Origin of the sequence: Methylorubrum sp. Q1 (genome assembly GCF_004683995.1) — a bacterium.
GTDB lineage: Bacteria > Pseudomonadota > Alphaproteobacteria > Rhizobiales > Beijerinckiaceae > Methylobacterium.
In genome coordinates, this window is the sequence record NZ_SRHQ01000008.1 from 84,292 (window position 1) to 104,348 (window position 20,057).

Here is a 20,057-nt window from a genome sequence, read left to right on the forward strand (position 1 = left end):
TTCCCAGAACCGTGCCCCGCCCGAGACCGCCTATGACCCTCCCCCTCGATATCGGATCGCCGGGCTTGCGCCTCGCGCCGCTCGTCCTGCCGCCGGCCTTCACCGGTCTCGTCGCGGCGGGCTCTGCGGCGGGGCTGGCCTGCCGGATGGCGGAGAGCGGCGAGGCCGACGCCGCCACCCTCCTCATGGAAGAGCGCGACGACGTCATCGCCTTCGCGGTGGTGCTGGCGCCGACCGAGCCGCTGACCACGGCGCGGCGTGCCGTCTTCATCGGGATGCAGGCGCTCGCCGACGCGGTCGGCGCGTTCGGGCCGCCGGAGATCCCGGTGACGTTCCAGTGGCCCGCTACGCTGAGCTTCAACGGCGCCCGTCTCGGCGGCGGCGCGCTGCATTGGCCCGAAGGCTGCGACGAGACCGAGACGCCGGACTGGCTGGTCTTCTCGGCGATGCTGCTCGCCTCGAAGCGGGATGCGGGCGACCCCGGCCTCACGCCCGACTCGACCTCCCTGGAGGATGAGGGTTTCCCGAACGATCTGCGCGAACCCCTGGTCGAGAGCTTCGCCCGCCATCTCACGAAGGCGTTCGAGATCTGGGACGAGGACGGCGCCGCGCGCTCGACGGGCCGCTATCTCACCCGCCTCGCCCTTCCGCCGGGCGCGCGGGCGACGATCGAGCCGAGCGGCGATGCCCGGCTCGTCCACGCCGACGGCCGTTGCGAAACGCTGAAGCTGCGGCCGGCGCTGATCTCCCCCTCCTGGCGCGACCCGGCCACCGGCACGGTGCGGCTGTGAGTGCGGGCAAGCTGCCGCGGACCCTGCGGCTCGACCCCTCCGACACCTTCGTCTTCGCGCGGGCCGCCGAGGCCGGCGAATGGGCGGTGACGGGCTCGTTCCTGTTCTTCGATGCCGACCTCTCCGCGCTTGCGGGCAAGGAGCGGGCGGCGTTCCGCTCCGGTTTCGTCGGCGTGCGCTCGCTCGGCTTCTCGACCCTCGTCGTCGTCAGCGAGGCGAGCGATGCCGAGCGCGAGGCGGCGATCGAAGATCTCGCCCGCCACATCCACGAGCGCTTCGGCGCGCCGGATCGCGAGGCGGCCCGCGCCGCCGCGCGCGAGGAGATCGAGGTCGCGGCTTCGCTGTGCAATCTGCCGGTCGGCAGCGTCGTGGCCATGCACCGAAGCGCGCAGGATGGGGAAATCGCGGAAGAATTCCGCACCCTGCACCAGCGCGCACCGGGCGCGGACCCGCTGCACGGACGCGCCTTCCACTTCGTCGAGACCGACGAGGACGGGCCCGACGAACAGGCCGACCTCGTGGGACTTTTGAGCAGCGCCTCCGCGGGGGCTGAGAGAGCATGACCGAGTTCTGGGTTTCGAGCGGCCACCATCTGACGCAGCGCACGGAAGGGGGCGGCCTCGCCGTCACCGACGAGTTGATCCTCGCCTATCTCGCGCGCCCCGAACTGGTGCCGCCGGAGGAGGCCTGCATCGCCGAACGCGCGCTGCACGCGGGCCTTCTTTCTGATCCGCGCCGACCGGTCTCGAGCGGCGAACTCCAAAAGATCGCGGACGCGGATGCGCGGGAGAACTGGGAGGTGATGCTGGCCTTCCGCGAGCGGCTGCTCACGGCACGCTCCGTCGAGGCGGCCTATCTCGCACTCGTGCGCGGCGGGTTGCAGGGCGTGCCGGGGCTGTTCCTGACCCAACTCGTGCATCTCATCCTGCGCAATGCGCTCGACGGCTGCGAAGACCCGTTCGTGCTGCGCGCCGCCGAACTGTTCTTCCGCTCGCAGCGGGCCAGCCTGCACGAGGGCGCAGTGCTGCTGGCGGACGCCGAGGTGATCGAGGCGCGGGAGGGCGGCGCGGCGCTCTCGCCCCTGGTCACGATGCTCGGCAAGGAGGCGGCGAGCGAACTCGACGTGCTCAACGAGGAGAACGCCTGGACCTATTGGAGCCGCTCGGACGCCTTCACCATGGCGCTGAACCTCGGCACCAGCGGCCGAAGTCGGGAGGGGCTGGCGCGGGCGATCGAAACCTTCGTGCGTCACCTCCTCAATGCCGAGGTCACGGTCGCGCCCCTCGACCGGCTGGAGGATCCCGACTGGCGCTGGTTCGTCGGGCTCGACGCGGAGGGTACGCGGATCGGCAACGCGCTCTGGCGCGGCGAGGCGCTGGACGACGCCGCCCGCGAGCGGGTGATCGCCGTGTTCAGCCTCACCTTCGCCGATCCGGCCCGCGTCGATCCGCGGGTCGGCGAGCGGCCGGTCTATCTCCTGCTCGCCATGACGCCGGACAAGACCGTGCAGCTCAAGCCACAGAACCTCGTCGTCGGATTGCCGCTGGCCTCCGACCGGGCCGCCGCGTGAGGTCGGACATGACGCCGGAACAGATCCCGGAAGACCGCTTCGAAGTCGGCATCATCGTGGCGCGCCGCCGCCTGAAAGGGCCGTGGGCGAGCCATGCCTGGATGCCGATCGAGGCTCTTCCGGCAGCGCCGGAGACCGCGCCCTGGACCCAGCTCTCCGAGACCGAGGAGGAAGCGACCTTTTACGCGGGCGCCCACGAGGTCACTTTGCACATCGCCGAGACGGCGCATTACCGCGACAACCTCGTCTCCGGCCGTCCCTCGCTCTGGGTCACGCTGCACGCCACGGCGGAGGACACCTACACGGTGGCGAGCGTGACCGCCGATCCCTACGAGGGCGAATCGATGGCCGAGGGCATCGGCGAGATCGTCGAGGCGGTGCCGATGCCGCCTGAGGTGCAGGCCAAGCTGCTCGCCTTCTTCGAGGCCTTCCACATCGAGCGCAAGTTCGAGAAGCGCAAGCGCGACCGCGCCGATCCCGAGGCCTTGGCGCGCCGCGCGCCGGGCAGGCAGGGAAAGCCGGAATGAGCAGCAGCTTCCTCTCTCGCTGGGCCCGCCGCAAGGAGGCCGTGCGCGCCACCGAGCGAACCGTTGCGCCCGCGATCACGGATCGGCCCGAGGCGGAGGTCGCTCTCAGCGCGGAGGCGCCTAACGGCGAGGAATCATCCGCGCCGCAGCCTCTCGCCCTTGCCGGCGACGAACCGGAGGCGGGGACGGACGATCTTCTGGCGCGGCTCCCCTCCCTCGACGCCCTGACGCCGGAGACCGATCTCACCGCCTTCCTCCAGGCCGGCGTGCCGACGGCTCTGCGCAACGCGGCCCTGCGGCGGATGTGGTCGCTCGACCCGGCGATCCGCGATTTCGTCAGCGAGGCGCGGGAATACGCCTATGACTGGAACACGCCGGGCGGCGTGCCGGGCATGGGCCCGCTCCTGCCGACCGACGACGTGAAGGCGATGCTGAAGCGGATCATCGACGGTGTCCCCGTCGCGGCGGAGGAGGAACCGGATACCGAGCGGCAGGACGCTCCGACGGCGTCATCGGAGAGGGCCGCGGAGATCTCTGACCCGGCGCCTCCGGAACCCGAGACCGACCCTGCAACCGACGGTGATCCGCTCCCGGTGCCGGACCTGCACGCTCCGGTCACGATTGCCGCCATAGAGGCCCCTGAAGTCGTACAGCCCGCCCTCCCCCGGCCTCGCCTGCGGCGCCATGGTGGGGCGATGCCCTCGTAATTCACGCGCATTTCGATTGCGGCGAAGCCAAACGCTTTTTATTATCGGTCCAAACAAGCGGTCCTCCAGATGGGCCCGAGGGAAACGATGGGTTCGGTCGCGTCGGTGATGGCACTTCCGGGAGATGAGGTGTCTGGAGTCGTCGGCGTTCCGGACGACATCGACCTCCTGCGCGCACAGCAATACGATCTCTTGGCTGCGCTGCTTGGCCGTGCACCGGGTTCGACGCTGCTCGCGGCGCTCGCCGCCTTGAAGGAGGGCGACGGAGTTCTGGGCCGGCAGGTCGCGGCCCTGCGCCGTGCGGCGGACGAGACCGACACGGAGGCCGTCGAGCGCGAGTTCTTCGCGCTGTTCATCGGCGTCGGCCGCGGCGAGCTTCTGCCTTACGCCTCCTACTACCTCACCGGCTTCCTCAACGAGCGTCCGCTCGCCCGCGTGCGCGAAGATTTCGCCGCGCTCGGCATCGAGCGGGACGAGTCGATGAGCGAGCCGGAGGATCATCTCGCGATCCTTCTGGAGGTGATGGCCGGACTCGCGGCCGGGCGGTTCGAGGCGGAGCCCGGCATGCAGGCGCGCTTCTTCGCCCGGCACGTCGAACCCTGGGCGGACCGTTTCTTCGCGGATCTGGAAACGGCGAAGGCGGGCCGGTTCTACCGCGCGGTCGGGGGACTCGGACGCGCCTTCATCGAGATCGAGGCGGAAGCCTTCGCCATGGAAGGCTGAAGGGCCGCTCCGTCGTGACAAATGGAATCGAGGCGGGTTGTCCCAAAGCAGGCAGCCGCCGAAGGAGATGAGGGTGATGCGACAGGATCCGAAGACGCTCGGTCGTCGCCAGTTCTTTCGGGCGCTCGGCGGCAGCACGGTGGCCGCCGCGGCCGCCGTCGCCTCGCCGATGGGGGCGACCGAGGCCCAGGCCTACGATCCCGGCAACGACGAGACCAAGGCCCGTTACCGGGAGAGCGACCACGTGAAGGCGTTCTACCGGACCAACGGCTACGAGACGCTCAAGAAGAACACCGATCCGGCCTCGACCGGTCCGAAGTGAGGCTGCCATGCTGATCAAGCGCAAGAGCGGCGACGCTGCTCGCACCAAGCACCAAGCCGTCGCCGCCGGCCTCGCCGCGGGCGTGCTCGACCGCCGTGCCTTCCTCCGTAAGTCCGGGCTGACCGCCGGCGCGCTCGCTGCGGCCGGCACGATCCAGCTCGGCTCGGTGCGCAAGGCGCAGGCCGCCGGCTCGTCCGCCGTCGGGCCGGACACGGTCATCAAGAAGAACGTCTGCACCCACTGCTCGGTGGGCTGCACGGTGACGGCCGAGGTCGTGAACGGCGTCTGGGTCGGTCAGGAGCCGTCCTATGCCAGCCCGATCAACCGCGGCACGCACTGCGCCAAGGGCGCGGCGATCCGTGAGCTGGTCTCGTCCGACCGCCGCCTCAAGTACCCGATGAAGCTCGAAGGCGGGCAGTGGAAGCGGATCTCGTGGGATCAGGCCTACGAAGAGATCGGCGACAAGCTGATCCAGATCCGTGAGAAGAACGGCGCGGATTCGGTCTACTGGCTGGGTTCGGCCAAGTTCACCAACGAGGCCGCCTACCTGATGCGCAAGTTCGCGGCCTTGTGGGGCACGAACTCGATCGACCATCAGGCGCGCATCTGCCACTCGACGACGGTGGCGGGCGTGGCCAACACCTGGGGCTACGGCGCCCAGACCAATTCCTACAACGACATCCGCAACGCCAAGACGATGATCATCCTCGGCGGCAACCCGGCCGAGGCGCACCCGATCTCCATGCAGCACGTGCTGTCGGGCAAGGAGATCAACCGCGCGAACATGATCGTCATCGATCCGCGCTTCACCCGCACCGCGGCGCACGCCACCGAGTACGTGCGGATCCGCTCCGGCACCGACATCCCGGTGGTCTGGGGCATCCTCTGGCACATCTTCCAGAATGGCTGGGAGGACAAGGAGTTCATCGCCCAGCGCGTCTACGCGATGGACGACGTGCGCAAGGAAGTCGCCAAGTGGACGCCCGACGAGGTCGAGCGCGTCTCCGGCGTGCCGGGCGAGCAGCTTCGCCGGGTGGCGGAAAAGTTCGCTAAGGAGAAGCCGGCGACCCTGATCTGGTGCATGGGCGCGACCCAGCACACGGTCGGCACCGCCAACGTGCGCGCGCTGTGCATCCTGTGCCTGGCCACCGGCAATGTCGGCAAGCCGGGCACCGGCGCCAACATCTTCCGCGGCCACACCAACGTGCAGGGCGCGACCGATCTCGGCCTCGATGTGACGTCGCTGCCGCTCTATTACGGCCTCGTCGAGGGCGGCTGGCGCCATTGGGCCCGCGTCTGGGACGTGGAGTACGAGTGGCTGCAATCGCGCTTCGATGAGGTTCCGGCGAAGGACGGCCGCAAGGCGCGCACCCGCAAGGAAAACATGGAGGCGCCCGGCATCACCTCGACCCGGTGGTTCGATGCCGTGAACCTGCCGCCCGAGCAGATCGACCAGCGCAGCCCGATCAAGGCGTTCATGGTGTTCGGCCACGGCGGCAACACCGTCACCCGCATGCCCGAAGCCATCGACGGCATGAACAAGCTCGAACTGCTGGTCGTCGCCGATCCGCATCCGACCACCTTCGCGGCGCTCGATGCCCGGCAGGACAACACCTACCTCCTGCCGATCTGCACCTCGCTGGAGATGGACGGCTCGCGCACGGCCTCGAACCGCTCGATCCAGTGGGGCGAGCAGATCGTGAAGCCGGCCTTCGAGTCGAAGAGCGATTACGAGGTCCTCTACCGCCTCGCACAGAAGCTCGGCTTCGCCGACAAGCTCTGCAAGACCATCAAGATCGTCAACGGCGCCCCGGAAGCGGAAGACATCCTGCGGGAGATCAACCGCGGCGGCTGGTCCACCGGCTATTGCGGCCAATCGCCGGAGCGGCTGAAGGCGCATATGCGCAATCAGCACAAGTTCGACCTCGTGACGCTGCGCGCCCCGAAGGACGATCCGGAGGTCGGCGGCGATTATTACGGCCTGCCCTGGCCGTGCTGGGGCAAGCCGGAGCTGCGCCATCCCGGCTCGGCGATCCTCTACAACACCAACCTCCACGTAAAGGACGGCGGCGGCGGCTTCCGCGCGCGGTTCGGCACCGAGCGCAACGGCCAGACCCTGCTCGCCGAAAACTCCTTCTCGAAGGGCTCGGACCTGACCGACGGCTACCCCGAATTCACCTTCGGGGTGTTCAAGAAGCTCGGCTGGGACAAGGACCTGACCCCGGACGAACTCGCCACCATTCTCAAGATCGGCGGTGAGAAGCCGGACACCGTGAGCTGGGCGACCGACCTCTCGGGCGGCATCCAGCGCGTCTGTCTCGACCACGGCGTCGCGCCCTTCGGCAACGGCAAGGCCCGGGCCAATGCCTGGAACCTGCCCGACCCGGTGCCGGTGCACCGCGAGCCGGTCTACTCGCCCCGCCCCGAACTCGTGGCGAAGTACCCGACCCGGCCCGACGAGCGGCAATTGCGCATGCCGAATATCGGCTTCTCGGTCCAGAAGTCGGTGGTGGACCGCGGCGTCGCCAAGGACTTCCCCATTATCCTCACGTCGGGTCGACTCGTGGAATACGAGGGCGGCGGCGAGGAGACCCGCTCGAACCCGTGGCTCGCCGAGCTGCAGCAGGACATGTTCGTCGAGATCAACACCGGCGATGCCGCCGCCCGCGGCATCAAGGATGGTCAGTGGGTCTGGGTCTCGGGTGCCGAGAACAACGCCAAGACCAAGGTCAAGGCGCTGGTGACCGACCGCGTCGGCAAGGGCGTGGCGTTCATGCCCTTCCACTTCTCCGGTTGGTACCAGGGCAAGGACATGCGCGACTTCTACCCGAAGGGCACCGACCCGGTGGTGCTCGGCGAGAGCGTGAACACCGTAACGACCTACGGCTTCGATCCCGTGACGGGCATGCAGGAAACGAAGTGCACCCTGTGCCAGATCGCAGCGGCGTAAGAGGAGCGACCTGAACCATGGCCCGGATGAAGTTCCTCTGCGACGCGGACCGCTGCATCGAATGCAACGCCTGCGTCACGGCCTGCAAGAACGAGCACGAGGTGCCGTGGGGCATCAACCGCCGCCGCGTCGTCACCCTCAACGACGGCAAGCCCGGCGAGCGCTCGGTCTCGATGGCCTGCATGCACTGCACCGACGCGCCCTGCGCGGCGGTGTGCCCGGTGAACTGCTTCTACACCACGGCCGATGCCGTGGTGCTGCACTCCAAGGACATCTGCATCGGCTGCGGCTACTGCTTCTACGCCTGCCCCTTCGGCGCGCCCCAGTACCCGCGGGTCGGGAATTTCGGTTCGCGCGGCAAGATGGACAAGTGCACCTACTGCTCGGGCGGCCCCGAGCCCGACTTCTCGACCGCCGAGTACGAGAAGTACGGCTCGAACCGCCTGGCCGAAGGCAAGCTGCCGCTCTGCGCCGAAATGTGCTCGACCAAGGCGCTGCTCGCGGGCGACGGCGAGATGATCGCCGAGATCTACAAGCAGCGGGTGATCAAACGCGGTTACGGCTCCGGCGCCTGGGGCTGGAAGACGGCCTACCGCGAGACCGTCGCGATCTAACGCTCGGTTCGAGGGCAACGCCCTCGAACCGTTGTCCCACCCCCGACCTCCTCCGAGGCCGCTGCGCGGCACCTCTGGATGAGGGGGGTCGGGTGGGACGCAAACGGCGTGCGCGGGCTCGGCGGCGTCTCGACAAGGATACGGAAAGGAACGCCGATGCGGCGGGCAGTGACCTTCCTCAACACTCTCATCCTGGCAGCGATGCTCGTCGCGGGCCCGGCGGCGCTTGCGCCTGCCTTCGCGCAGAACCCGATCCAGGCCGACGGCCAGAACCCGATGGGTGCCCGGCCCACCGCGGATTCGGTCAACGAGGAATTCCTGTTCAAGCAGGAATCCAAGATCCGCGGCCGGGTCTCGATCCCCGACGGCAAGTCGGCCAACCTGATCCAGCCGCAGGGTCGCGAGTATCAGAACTTCCGCGAGCGCTGGCTGCCGTGGATCGGTGCGCTGACCATCCTCGGCATGCTCGCCGCGCTGGCTGCGTTCTTCCTGTTCCGCGGCCGAATCATGATGGAGCAAAGCCAGGAATCGGGAAAGAAGATCCTGCGCTTCAACGCCTTCGAGCGCTTCACGCACTGGATGACGGCGGTATGCTTCATCATCCTGTCGCTGTCGGGCCTGAACTACATCTTCGGCAAGCGGCTGCTGATGCCGCTGATCGGGCCGGAGGCGTTCGGCGCGATCGCGCAATGGGCGAAGTACAGCCACGTCTACCTCGCATGGCCGTTCATGCTCGGCGTGGTCTTCATGTTCGTCCTCTGGATCAGGGACAATATCCCGAACAAGGTCGATTGGGCCTGGATCAAGGCCGGCGGCGGCTTCATCGGCAAGGGCCATCCCCATGCCGCCCGCTTCAATGCCGGCCAGAAGGGTGTGTTTTGGATGGTCGCCGGATTCGGCGCCGCCATGGCCGCCACCGGCCTGATGATGCTGTTCCCGTTCGCGCTCACCGACATCAACGGCATGCAGGTGATGCAGGTGATCCACTCGGTGATCGGCATCGTCTTCATCGCGGGCATCCTCGCCCACATCTATATCGGCACGCTGGGCATGGAGGGCGCCTACGACGCCATGGGCAGCGGCAAGGTCGATCTCGCCTGGGCGCGCGCGCACCACGACCTCTGGGTCGAGCAGGAACAGGCGCGCACCGGCAGCGGCCCACAGCTCAAAGGGCATCCCGCCCCCGCGGAGTGATGAGAGGGGAGACCGGCGGCGCAGGCCGGTCCCCCGTCCAAGGGCAAGACCACCTGCGCTGACCGAGGCCCGAGGCCTCCAGGGAAGACACGACCATGAAAGCCTTCCTCGCCGCCGTGATGGCCGCCATCGCCCTCGGGGTGCTGGCGATGTTCGCGCTCACGAGCAACCAGAAGTTCGCCTATCAGGCGTTCGCGACCTCCGGGGCGCGGGTGTCGGAGCCCGGCACCAACCTCGTCGGTCCCCGCTGGAACGGCGATCCGAAGCCGGACGAGTACAACGGCGAGCCCCACGGCAAGGCCGAGGGTGAGGCCTCGAACCCGAAGCGCTCCTGAGCGAACTCGAGAAACCTGATAACGAGGATGGGGGAGTGAGCCCGATGAAGCCTTCGCCGATCATCCGGCACCTCGCCGGCGGCCTCGCGGCCTGCGCGGTTCTCGCGGGCAGCGCCATGGCCCAGGATGCAAGCCCGAGCGCGCCCGCTGCGCAGCAGGCTTCGGGCAAGCCGGCCAATCTCTGCCAGGAACTGGTCACGTTCGTGAAGCAGCCGGAGCCGGCCAACAAGGCCGCGGCGACGCCTCCGCAGCAGGCCACCGCCGTCTCGAACCCCTCCGGCAAGACCGAGGGCGGAAAGCCGGCGGATGGCGGTGAGCCTCAGAAGACGTCGGGCCTCAGCGGCGCCGTCAACGAGACCGCACCAAGCCGCGCGACCGGCAATCCGGCGGACAACCCGAACGCCAAGGCGAACGCGGCGGCGAAGAATCCCCCTCCCCCGGCGGCGCCCGCGCCGGCCCCGAAGCCGGACCCCGCCACGGTGGAGAAGCTCGAGGCCGCGGCCGGCGCCAACGATCTCGCAGCCTGCCGCGAAGCCGCCCGGTCCATGCGCGTGGCCGGTGTCGTTCTCCCCCCGCCCCTGCTCGCGCTCGCGGCGTTGGATCTCAAGTTCTTCCAGCCGTAAGAAACAGGGGGCGGAGCCGTCGGGCTCCACCTCCGGTTAGGCGGCACCCTGCAGCGGAGCCACCGGGTTGGCGGCGGATGCCGGCCTCTCCGCACCGCCCCGCACCAGTGCGATGATCAGCGCCGTCAGTGTGAGCAGATCGCAGGTCAGGCCGAAGACCGAGCCGACCAGCGTGTTGTGGATCGCCCAGCACGAGGACGCGCCGAGGAAGTAGCGGCGCATCGCCTGTGATTTTCCCTGCAGGCGGGCCGTCGTCGCCAGCAGCGATCCGAGCCCGGCGCAGGCCGAGGGCCATCCGTTCCAGGTGGCGAGCGTGAGACCCAGCGCGACGAGGCTGCTTGCCAGGAACAACGGGGCGACCCAGGTCGCGCGGGAATCGGGCCCGATCCAGCGGGCCGCCACCACGCTCTGCATGACCGAGACGAGGCACATCGCCGTGCCGGTCTGGGCGCCGAGCCGTAGGAAATGCAGCGCGAAGCAGGCTGAGCAAGCCGCCGAGGTGAAGAGGATCAAACGTCGCCGCGGCATCATTCCGCCGGCAAAACCCAGGCAGAGCCCCAGGCTTCCAAACAGGTCGAGGTGTTCACGCGCGGCATTCCACGCGAGGGGGGCGAGATCTGAGGGGGACATGATGAGGGTCTCGAACGACGCGTTCGTTATTCGCTGCGACGGGCGTTCTGTTGACGTTTGTTCTTCGCACTTCCTTCGCGGTCCGCCGCGAAAGCAGTGCCGACCGTGTGCAGAGCCCCACGGGTCTTGCCCGTTGCGTTATTCCGGCGTGGTAACCGGTTCGTTAACGCGGCGATAAGGTTCTCTCGGCGTGGCGCCAGCGCCTCACTTGTGGAGCGAAGCGCGACTCCCCGGCGATGAGAATGAACGTTCATTGACACGAGAATGAACGTTCACTATCAAGCTCGAGGCAGCGTAGGAGTTGGGCCATGAGCATGATTGTCGTTGACCGGGCGTCCTACCCTCACGCCGCCGGGCTCGGTGCCGATCTCGCCCCCGCGCAGGAGGGCTTCAGCCCGGCGCGGTTGGTCAAGGCGGTCTGCACCCCGGCGAACCTGCTCGTCTGCGCCGTCGTCGCGTTCGGTTGGTTTGCGCTGCTGGGCTGGACCGGTGCCGGGCCGGATGGCTGGCAGGCCCGCCTCTGTGCCGATCTCGACCTTCAGCCGCGCTCCTGCGCCGCCGTTCAGTTCCTCAGCGAGCCGGGCCGCACCGCCGCCACGGACACCGTCGGAACCACGTCATGAGTGCTGCGGCCGGCGCTGTTATCGACGCCCGGAGCGGACAGGCGGCGCGGCGCGAGCATATCCTCGACGCGGCCGAGGCCTGCTTCGCCCGCAACGGCTTCCACCGCACCACGATGCAGGATCTTGCCCGCGAGGCTTCGATGAGCCCGGGCAACATCTACCGTTACTTCGATTCCAAGGAGGCCGTCGTCCTCGGTCTGGCCGAGCGCGACCGCGAACGCGGTGTCGTCCTCGTCGAGTCGCTGGAGCGGGCCGGCGACAAGCGCACCGCGCTGATGGGCGTGCTCGCCCGCTTCTTCCTCGACCTCACCCGCGGGGCGGCGATCCTACGTCTCGACGTCTGGGCGGAGTCGAGCCGCAATCCGGCCATCGGCGCCATGGTCGCGTGCAGCGACGAAGAAGGCCGGACCTGGCTCATCACGATGTTCGACGCGATCAAGACTTCGCCCGATTGCGATTCGGCCGCCCTGTTCGATGCGGTCGCCCCGCTGATGAAGGGGATCATCGTGAGCCGTGCGCTGAGTGACGATTACGATGCCGGCCCGGCCGTGGCGCAGCTTCAGGCCGTGATCGATGCCGGACTGTCCGGTCCGTTCCCCCTTCCCCACCTCGATCTGGAGACCGGCCGATGAAAAGCGTCCGGGCCCTCGCCATCCCCGCCTTCCTGCTCGCCGCCGCGGGCTTCGCTCCGGCCCGGGCCGAGACCGCCCCGCCCCCGGCGAAGACGGCCCCGGCTCCAGCCGTCAGCGTGGTCGAGGCCGCGCGTCAGGAGATCGTGGAACGGGTCGTCGTGACCGGGACGCTGGTCCCGCGCGACGAGATTCTCGTGACGCCCGAGATCGACGGCTACCGTCTCGTCGAGCTTCTGACCGAGGAGGGCATGCGCGTCGAGAAGGGGCAGGTGCTCGCCCGCCTCAACCGCGACCTGATCGACCGCCAGCTCACCCAGCAGAACGCGCTGATCGACAAGGTGAGCGCCGCCGTGCTCCAGGCGCAGAGCAACATCGAACAGGCCGAGGCCGCCGAACTCGAAGCGCGGCTGGCCCATGATCGCGCCAAGCAACTGATCCAGACCGGCATCACCACCGCCGCCGTCATGGAGAACCGCACCGCCGCCCTGCGGCAGACGGAGGGTAAGCTCGCCTTCGCCCGCAACGGCTTGGCGATGGCCAAGGCGGAACTGGCGCAGGCCAAGGCCGTGCGCGACGAACTCGAACTGCGCCTCGCCCGCACCGAGATCCGCGCGCCGGAAGCCGGCATCGTCAGCCGCCGCACGGCGCGGGTCGGAATGGCCACGTCCTCATCGGCCGAGCCGCTGTTCCGGCTGATCGCCCGTGGCGAGATCGAGCTGGAGGCCGAGGTCATCGAGACCAAGCTTCCGCTGCTGCGCGAGGGAGCTCCCGCCTTCATCGAGATCGGCGAGGGCGAGCGCGTCACGGGCACCGTTCGTGCGGTCTATCCGGAGGTCGACAAGGCGAGCCGGCTGGGCAAGGTCCGCGTCCGCCTCGATCCCGATCCGCGCCTGCGCATCGGCACCTTCGCCCGCGGTGCCGTTGAACTCGCCCGCACCCGCGGCGTCACCGTGCCCCAGGCCTCCGTCCTCTACGGCGGCGGCAAGCGCAGCTCCGTGCTCGTCGTCGCGGAGGACAAGGTCGAGTCCCGCGAGGTCCGCACCGGCCTGTCCGACGAAGACGACATCGAGATCCGCTCCGGCCTCTCCGAAGGCGAACGGGTCGTGGCCCGCGCCGGCAGCTTCCTGCGGGACGGCGACCGCGTCCGTCCGGTTCCGCTCGCGCGGGAAGGCCAGATACCGGCCGCAATCTCCGCAGCCCCCTCGCCGCAGGCCACCGCCGACGCCGGCTCGCGCTGAGGCACTCTAAGCCTCGGCCCCATCGACATTCCTTCTGACGGGTTGCCCGATGCGCCTGAACATCTCCGCCTGGGCGATCCGGAATCCGATCGCGCCGCTCGTCCTGTTCCTCGTGCTGATGGTGCTCGGCCTCGTCAGCTTCCGGGGGCTGCCCGTCACCCGCATGCCGAACGTGGACGTGCCCATCGTCTCGGTGATGATCACGCAGGCCGGCTCGGCGCCGGCCGAGTTGCAGACCCAGGTCACGAAATGGGTCGAGGACTCGATCGCGGGCGTGCGCGGCGTCAAGCACGTCACCTCGGCGATCACGGAAGGCTCGTCCGTCACCACCGTCGAGTTCCGCCTCGAAGTGAACACCGACCGGGCCGTCAACGACGTCAAGGATGCGATCTCGAAGATCCGCATCAACCTGCCGCGCACCATCGACGAGCCGGTGATCCAGCGCGTCGAGATCACCGGCCTGCCGATCCTGATCTACGGCGTGACCTCGCCCGCGATGACGCCGGCGGAACTGTCGTGGTTCGTGGAGGACAACGTCGCCCGCACGCTCCAGGGCGTGAAAGGCGTCGGCGGCATCGAGCGCGTGGGCGGCGTCGCCCGCGAGATCCGCATCACCCCCCTGCCCGACCGGTTGCTGGCGCTCGGCATCACCGCCGCGGACGTGAACCGGCAGGTGCGCGTCACCTCCGCCGACATGGCGGGCGGGCGCGGCGAGGTCGGCGGGCGGGAGCAGTCGATCCGCACGCTGGCCGCTTCGCGTACCATCCGCGACCTCAAGGCCACCTCGATCGTCCTGCCCGGCGGCCGCAAGGTGCGCCTCGATGACCTCGCCACCGTCGAGGACGCGATCGAGGAACCGCGCACCTTCGCCCGCTTCAACGGCGAGCCGGTCGTCGCCTTCTCGGTCTCGCGCGGCTCGGGCGCCAGCGATGCCGAGGTCGCCGCGGGCGTCGAGAAGAAGATCGCCGAGTTCAGCCGGGGTTATCCCGAGATCCGCTTCGAGACCATCGACTCCTCGGTCGCGGCGACGATCGGCAGCTACGATTCGGCCATGCACACGCTGATCGAGGGCGCCGCGCTCGCCGTCCTCGTGGTGTTCCTGTTCCTGCGCGACTGGCGCGCCACGCTGATCGCGGCGGTGGCGCTTCCGCTCTCGGTGCTGCCGACCTTCTGGGCGATGGACGCACTGGGCTTCACGCTCAACGGCATCAGCCTACTCGCGATCACCCTGGTGACCGGCATCCTCGTGGACGACGCCATCGTCGAGATCGAGAACGTCGTGCGCCACATGCGGATGGGCAAGTCGCCCTACCGCGCCTCGATCGAGGGGGCCGACGAGATCGGGCTTGCGGTAATCGCCATCACCGCGACGCTGATCGCCGTCTTTGCCCCCGTCTCCTTCATGGGCGGCATCGCCGGCCGCTATTTCATCCAGTTCGGGCTCACCATCGCCGTCTCGGTGTTCATGTCGCTGCTGGTAGCACGGCTGATCACGCCCCTGCTCGCGGCCTACTTCCTGCGCGACCACGGCCATGCCGAGGAGCGGGAGGGGCCGGTGATGCGCGCCTATACCCGCCTTGTCGGCTGGTCGGTGCGCCACAAGTGGATCACCCTGTTCGTCGGGCTCGCGCTGTTTGCCGGCTCGCTCGCCTCGACCCGACTCCTGCCCTCGGGCTTCATCCCGAAGCAGGACAACGCCCGCACCCTGTTCATGATCGAGCTGGCGCCAGGCGCGCGGCTCCCCGACACCATCGCCGTCGCCGACCGTGTGGTCGAGCGCATCCGCACGCTGCCTGAGGTAACCTCCGTCTTCGTGGATGGCGGCCGTCAGGCCGGCGGCAAGAAGGAGACGCGTCTCGCGACCCTGATCGTCAATCTCAGCCCCAAGAGCCAGCGCGCCAAGCGGCAATGGACGATCGAGACCGAGATCGCCGCTCTGTTGGCGCAGGAGCCCGACATCCGCTCCTGGAACCTGCGCGAGAACGGCCAGCGCGATCTCGCCCTCGTGGTCGGCGGCCCGGACGTCGAGGTAGTGACCGAAGTCGCCGCCCGGCTCCAGCGCGACATGGCCGCGATCCCGCACCTCGTCTCGGTGATGTCCACAGCGCCCCTGAACCGCACCGAGGTGCGCATCCGCCCCAAGCCCGGCGCGGCGGCCGATCTCGGCGTCTCCACCGACGTGATCGCGGAGACGGTGCGGGTCGGCACCATCGGCGACATCGGCATCAACCTCGCCAAGTTCAACGCCAAGGACCGTCAGGTTCCGATCCGCGTCCAGTTGCCCGAGAGCGCCCGCGGCGCGGTCTCGCGGCTGGAGAACCTGAAAGTTCCGGCCAAGAACGGTACCGCGGTCCCGCTCGCCGCAGTGGCCGACATCGAACTCGACCAGGGCCCCGGTGCCATCGAGCGCTACGACCGCGTGGTGCGCGTCGCGGTGGAGGCCAATATGGAGGGTTCGGACGCGCTGGGCTCGCTGATCGAGCAGGCGCTCGCCACGCCGACGGCGAAAAACCTGCCGCCGGGCGTGACCATCCGCCAGACCGGTGACGCCGAGATCATGCAGGAGGTCTTCTCCGGCTTCCTCATGGCGATGGGCGCCGGCATCATGATGGTCTACGCGGTTCTGGTGCTGCTGTTCGGCTCGTTCCTCCAGCCGCTGACGATCCTGTTCTCGCTCCCGCTCTCCATCGGCGGCGCCATCCTCGGCCTGCTGATCTGCCACATGCCGATCTCGATGCCGGTCGTCATCGGCATCCTGATGCTGATGGGCTTGGTGACGAAGAACGCGATCATGCTCGTAGACTTCGCCGTCGAGGAAATGCGCTCGGGCGTGGATCGCGTCACGGCCATCGTCGATGCCGGCCGCAAGCGGGCGCGCCCCATCGTGATGACCACCATCGCCATGGCCGCCGGCATGGTGCCCTCGGCACTCGCGCTCGGGATCGGCGGCGAGTTTCGCGCGCCGATGGCGGTCGCGGTGATCGCCGGCCTCATCGTCTCGACCCTGCTCTCGCTGGTCTTCGTTCCCGCGGTGTTCCTGCTGATGGACAGCCTCGGCAGCCTGATCGGCCGCGGGCTCGGCCGCTTTGTCGGCCCGCGCGACGAGGCCGGGGACGCACCACCCGCCCCGGCCGCCCATCACGGCTGACCCCCGCCCCGCACCAGTCCCTGCGATGGGCTGGTGCGGGATAGGCTGGGCGGGCAGACGGCCGCGCTTCGACACGTCGCGCCCTTTCCGAGCGGATGCGCCGCCGCCGGCGACGGAGCACCTCGGGTTCGTCTCCGACCGCTCAGATATCCCGGCCCTGATAGCGTCCGGGCTCTTCGATGGGCCGTCGCCTCACGCGCTTGAGAACCCGTCCGTCGATGGCCGCGAGACCGCCCCCGATGAGGGCCATGCCGATGATGTGACGAACCTCCAGGGACTCGCCCAGCACCAGCGTGCCGAGGAGGATGGCCGTCACCGGGATCAAGAAGGTGACGAGCAGGAGATTGGTCGCCCCGGCCGTCGCCAGCAGGCGAAAGTAGAGCAGGTAGGCGAGCGCGGTGGAGAGCGCCGCGATCCCGAGCACCGCACCCCAGACCGTTGCGCCCGGCATCGGCAGCGTCCACGGCCGGTCCGTGAGCAGCGCAACGGGCAGAAGCAGGAGCGTGGACGCTGTCACCTGGCCGGTCGCCGTCGCGAGCGGCGGGACGCCCATGCGCTGGAAGCGCCGTCCGAAGACGCCGGCCAGAGCATAGGACAGGGCGGCGCCGAGCACCGCGAGCTGCGCCAGGAGAGGGCGTCCTTCGTCGGCGAATGCCGCGGCGCCGATCATGACGGCCACACCCAGGAGGCCGGTGAGCGCCCCCGCCAGCCTGTTCCCGGTCATCCGCTCGTCGGACGTCAGCAGGTGGGCGACGACGACGGTGAAGAGCGGTGTCGTGGCGTTGAGGATGGCCGCGAGCCCCGAGGCGATCTGGGTCTGCCCCCAGACGATGAGACAGAAGGGCATGACGTTGTTGAGGAGTCCCATCCCGAAAAAGGCAACCCAAACGTCTCGGCCGCGGGGGAGGCGGATACCGGCCAGAGGCAGGGCGGCATTGAGGATCAGCGCGGCCAATCCAACGCGCAGGACGACGAGCGTCAGAGGCGGCAGCGCGGACAAAGCCACGCCCGCGAAGAAGAACGATCCGCCCCAGAGCACGGACAGTCCGAGCAGCATCGCCCATTCGAACGGCGACATGGTGTGGTTGACGACGGTTGGCATGAGGAGGCTCCGGCAAGTCCGAGCCCGTGCCTACGGCCCCATCCCGACGCCGCGCATCCCGCTTCCTGCTTTCGAATCCCCCTGCGCCGCCGCTCGAGCCGCGTCCGACCCGATGGCATCAGGCCGGCATCTCCCGGTCTTTGTCTGAGGCGCATTCTTTCGACGAGCCGGTGATCGCCTCATCGCAATTCGCTTGCACGCGATACTCGGGAACGGCCGAAGCGACGCCCTACCGTGACCGGTCGAGCAACCCCGAGACCACGCGGGCGGTGTAGTCCACCATCGGCACGATGCGGGAATAGTTGAGCCGCGTCGGGCCGATCACGCCGACGACACCGACGATCTTCTGCGCGCTGTCGCGGAAGGGGGCGGCGATCATCGAGGAGCCGGAGAGCGAGAACAGCTTGTTCTCCGAGCCGATGAAGATGCGCACACCGTCGCCCTGCTCGGCCCGCGCCAGCAGCTCGATCACATCCTTCTGCGTCTCGAGATCGTTGAACAGCAGGCGGATGCGCTCCAAGTCTTCGGCGGCGCGCAGGTCGTCCAGAAGGTTGGCCTGTCCCCGCACGATGAGCTGGCGCGCCTCGGACGGGCCGACCGTGGTGGCGAGCCCGGCATCGACCAGACGCTCGGTCAGAGCGTCGAGCTCCTGCTTCATCTCCTTGCGGCCGTTCTCGATATCGGCACGCAGGGTGTCGAGGGTGCGGCCGCGCAGGCGGGCGTTGAGGAAGTTCGAAGCCTCTTGCAGCGCCCCTGCCGGAAGACCCGGCGGCAGATCGACGAGGCGGTTCTCCACCGTGCCGTCGATCGACACCAGAACCACGAGCGCCCGTTCGGCATCGAGCCGCACGAACTCCACATGCTTGAGCCCGGCATCGACCTTGGTGGTCAGCACCACGCCCGCCCCGCGGGAAATGCCCGAAAGCAGCGAGGACGCCTCGGCCAGGGCCGAATCGAAGGTGTGGCGCGAGGCGGCCGCCTGCATCTGCGCCTCGATGCGCGCCTTCTCGGCGAGATCGACGTCGCCGATCTCCATCATCGCATCGACGAAGAAGCGCAGGCCCAGCTCCGTCGGCAGGCGCCCGGACGAGGTGTGGGGCGCGAAGATCAACCCGGAATGCTCCAGATCCGCCATCACGTTGCGGATCGAAGCCGGAGACAGGCTCATCGGCAGAATGCGCGCGAGATTGCGCGACCCCACCGGCTCGCCGGTGGTGACGTAGCTCTCGACGATCTGCCGGAAGATCTCTCGGGAGCGCTCGTTGAGGGCGGCGAGCGCTTGGGTTTGAGGATTCACGATGGGCTAAAGGGCCTCGATCAAGGAGATGAGCACCTGACGAAAGCAGGATCCTGACGAATGATTGTGGGCGCTTGGGCGCCGCCGATCAATCCTGCTCTGCCGCGACGTTACGGACGAGCGCCGGACCACACCCAACCGGCGAACGACGCCCCGCGCGGCTTTAGCAGGCGGCTGCAGACGTCTGACGAGGGAGAACGATCATCTCCATCTCGGTCGAACTTCGCGCCGAGCGTGAGGCGTGCTGACGGGATGAAGCGTCGGCTGCCGCACTGCCCGACATCGACAACCGGCTTCCAGAGAATGGTTCACTCCGCCCCGAGACTTCTCCAGCAGCCTGCTAGCCGAGAAATGATTGGGATCGTTCTGCGTCCCCGCGGCGTTTCATCACCAGGGCGGCGTTTCGAACCGCGATTCGCCGCCCCATTACCCGAATGAAGATGGAGCTTCCGATAGTGCTGACTGGCGCACGAAAGACCCTGGTCAAGGTCGCCGCACTGGCGATTGCGGTCACCGGCTTGAGCCTCGCTTCGGCGCCGCGCGCTGCGCAGGCTGCCCCGCTCCCGATCCAAACCGAGGCGACCGCACCCGCTGGCGATATGATCGAGCAGGCGCAGTACCGCGGCGATCGCCGTCACTACCGCCGCCACATGCGTCACCGTGGTCATTGGCACCGCCACCACCGCTTCGGTGGCCCGCGCCATCACCACCACCGCGGTCACATGAACCACCGCCGCTGGTGACCGGCCGGAAGGTCGTCTGAAGGGCCGCCGTCGCGAGACGGCGGCTTTTTTCATGCCGGAGGCTGGTCTGGCGCGAAAAGGCGCGAGTCCAGGGACATCGTTCGAAGTCGCCTGAGCGGCTTCGCGGCGCGAAGAGCGCCGTACGGAGCGGGCTTTTGAGGACTTCGATCCTGAAAAGCATCGAACGGAGCGGAAGCCCGAAAAACCGAGACTGTTCGCGCAGGCGGGCGCCGGCGACGAAGGCCGGCACGAAACCAGGGCCGGGCGACGGTTGCCGCGGAGGCGGGC

The 20,057-nt window shown here is 68.6% G+C and carries 20 protein-coding genes; 17 read left to right on the forward strand and 3 right to left on the reverse strand.

What is annotated here, in order from left to right:
- Nucleotides 1-32 precede the first annotated feature (32 nt).
- The 12 genes from E4V01_RS09840 to E4V01_RS09895 all read left to right on the forward strand — a co-directional run bounded on the left by E4V01_RS09840 (nucleotide 33) and on the right by E4V01_RS09895 (nucleotide 10,356).
- Nucleotides 33-791 (forward strand): biotin/lipoate--protein ligase family protein, encoded by a 759-nt coding sequence (locus E4V01_RS09840; protein WP_135298227.1) that lies wholly within the window; start codon nucleotides 33-35, stop codon nucleotides 789-791.
- Complete coding sequence (locus tag E4V01_RS09845) at nucleotides 788-1,354, forward strand: DUF6505 family protein (protein ID WP_060768307.1); 567 nt, start codon at nucleotides 788-790, stop codon at nucleotides 1,352-1,354. Before E4V01_RS09840 ends, E4V01_RS09845 begins: the two co-directional genes overlap by 4 nt.
- Nucleotides 1,351-2,361 carry a DUF6352 family protein gene (locus E4V01_RS09850; protein ID WP_135298228.1) on the forward strand — a complete coding sequence of 337 codons (1,011 nt, stop codon included), beginning with the start codon at nucleotides 1,351-1,353 and terminating at the stop codon, nucleotides 2,359-2,361. The genes E4V01_RS09845 and E4V01_RS09850 overlap by 4 nt, the downstream gene beginning before the upstream one ends.
- 8 nt (nucleotides 2,362-2,369) lie before the next feature.
- The gene (locus tag E4V01_RS09855; protein ID WP_060768309.1) at nucleotides 2,370-2,888 is read left to right on the forward strand and encodes a DUF3305 domain-containing protein; all 519 of its coding nucleotides are present in this window, start codon (nucleotides 2,370-2,372) and stop codon (nucleotides 2,886-2,888) included.
- On the forward strand, nucleotides 2,885-3,595 hold the full coding sequence (locus E4V01_RS09860; RefSeq protein ID WP_135298229.1) for a DUF3306 domain-containing protein: 711 nt from the start codon (nucleotides 2,885-2,887) through the stop codon (nucleotides 3,593-3,595). Before E4V01_RS09855 ends, E4V01_RS09860 begins: the two co-directional genes overlap by 4 nt.
- 87 nt (nucleotides 3,596-3,682) lie before the next feature.
- Nucleotides 3,683-4,318 carry a molecular chaperone gene (locus E4V01_RS09865; RefSeq protein ID WP_060768311.1) on the forward strand — a complete coding sequence of 212 codons (636 nt, stop codon included), beginning with the start codon at nucleotides 3,683-3,685 and terminating at the stop codon, nucleotides 4,316-4,318.
- Between the two features lie 76 nt (nucleotides 4,319-4,394).
- Nucleotides 4,395-4,640: a formate dehydrogenase gene (locus E4V01_RS09870; protein ID WP_003601742.1), complete on the forward strand. Its 246-nt coding sequence runs from the start codon at nucleotides 4,395-4,397 to the stop codon at nucleotides 4,638-4,640.
- A 7-nt stretch (nucleotides 4,641-4,647) separates the two neighbouring features.
- Entirely contained in the window at nucleotides 4,648-7,590 is a 2,943-nt protein-coding gene (locus tag E4V01_RS09875; protein WP_060768312.1) for a formate dehydrogenase subunit alpha, read from the forward strand.
- A 17-nt stretch (nucleotides 7,591-7,607) separates the two neighbouring features.
- Complete coding sequence (gene fdh3B, locus E4V01_RS09880) at nucleotides 7,608-8,204, forward strand: formate dehydrogenase FDH3 subunit beta (protein WP_003605051.1); 597 nt, start codon at nucleotides 7,608-7,610, stop codon at nucleotides 8,202-8,204.
- Nucleotides 8,205-8,360: 156 nt separating this feature from the next.
- Nucleotides 8,361-9,398: a formate dehydrogenase subunit gamma gene (locus E4V01_RS09885; protein ID WP_135298230.1), complete on the forward strand. Its 1,038-nt coding sequence runs from the start codon at nucleotides 8,361-8,363 to the stop codon at nucleotides 9,396-9,398.
- Between the two features lie 95 nt (nucleotides 9,399-9,493).
- On the forward strand, nucleotides 9,494-9,733 hold the full coding sequence (locus E4V01_RS09890; RefSeq protein ID WP_060768314.1) for a hypothetical protein: 240 nt from the start codon (nucleotides 9,494-9,496) through the stop codon (nucleotides 9,731-9,733).
- 44 nt (nucleotides 9,734-9,777) lie between these two features.
- A complete protein-coding gene (locus tag E4V01_RS09895; protein WP_135298231.1) occupies nucleotides 9,778-10,356 on the forward strand; it encodes a hypothetical protein in 579 nt (192 codons plus the stop codon).
- 36 nt (nucleotides 10,357-10,392) lie between these two features.
- Here the strand turns inward: E4V01_RS09895 and E4V01_RS09900 are convergent, their stop codons facing one another.
- Entirely contained in the window at nucleotides 10,393-10,986 is a 594-nt protein-coding gene (locus tag E4V01_RS09900) for a YgjV family protein (protein ID WP_135298232.1), read from the reverse strand.
- 308 nt (nucleotides 10,987-11,294) lie between these two features.
- On the opposite strand from E4V01_RS09900, the gene E4V01_RS09905 reads away from it, so the two are divergent.
- From E4V01_RS09905 to E4V01_RS09920, 4 genes are read left to right on the forward strand one after another with little or no spacing between them, the layout of a single operon-like run.
- Complete coding sequence (locus E4V01_RS09905) at nucleotides 11,295-11,609, forward strand: hypothetical protein (protein WP_135298233.1); 315 nt, start codon at nucleotides 11,295-11,297, stop codon at nucleotides 11,607-11,609.
- Nucleotides 11,606-12,241, forward strand: coding sequence for a TetR/AcrR family transcriptional regulator (locus E4V01_RS09910; RefSeq protein ID WP_135298234.1), 636 nt, complete (start codon nucleotides 11,606-11,608; stop codon nucleotides 12,239-12,241). Before E4V01_RS09905 ends, E4V01_RS09910 begins: the two co-directional genes overlap by 4 nt.
- Entirely contained in the window at nucleotides 12,238-13,479 is a 1,242-nt protein-coding gene (locus E4V01_RS09915; protein WP_135298235.1) for an efflux RND transporter periplasmic adaptor subunit, read from the forward strand. The genes E4V01_RS09910 and E4V01_RS09915 overlap by 4 nt, the downstream gene beginning before the upstream one ends.
- Nucleotides 13,480-13,528: 49 nt before the next feature.
- Nucleotides 13,529-16,627 (forward strand): efflux RND transporter permease subunit, encoded by a 3,099-nt coding sequence (locus E4V01_RS09920; protein WP_135298236.1) that lies wholly within the window; start codon nucleotides 13,529-13,531, stop codon nucleotides 16,625-16,627.
- 142 nt (nucleotides 16,628-16,769) lie between these two features.
- Here E4V01_RS09920 and E4V01_RS09925 read toward each other — a convergent pair whose 3' ends face one another.
- Complete coding sequence (locus E4V01_RS09925) at nucleotides 16,770-17,729, reverse strand: DMT family transporter (protein WP_135298237.1); 960 nt, start codon at nucleotides 17,727-17,729, stop codon at nucleotides 16,770-16,772.
- Between the two features lie 229 nt (nucleotides 17,730-17,958).
- Entirely contained in the window at nucleotides 17,959-19,026 is a 1,068-nt protein-coding gene (gene hrcA / locus E4V01_RS09930; protein ID WP_371688516.1) for a heat-inducible transcriptional repressor HrcA, read from the reverse strand.
- A gap of 440 nt (nucleotides 19,027-19,466) precedes the next feature.
- On the opposite strand from hrcA, the gene E4V01_RS09935 reads away from it, so the two are divergent.
- Nucleotides 19,467-19,769: a hypothetical protein gene (locus E4V01_RS09935; RefSeq protein WP_060772104.1), complete on the forward strand. Its 303-nt coding sequence runs from the start codon at nucleotides 19,467-19,469 to the stop codon at nucleotides 19,767-19,769.
- Nucleotides 19,770-20,057: the final 288 nt, after the last annotated feature.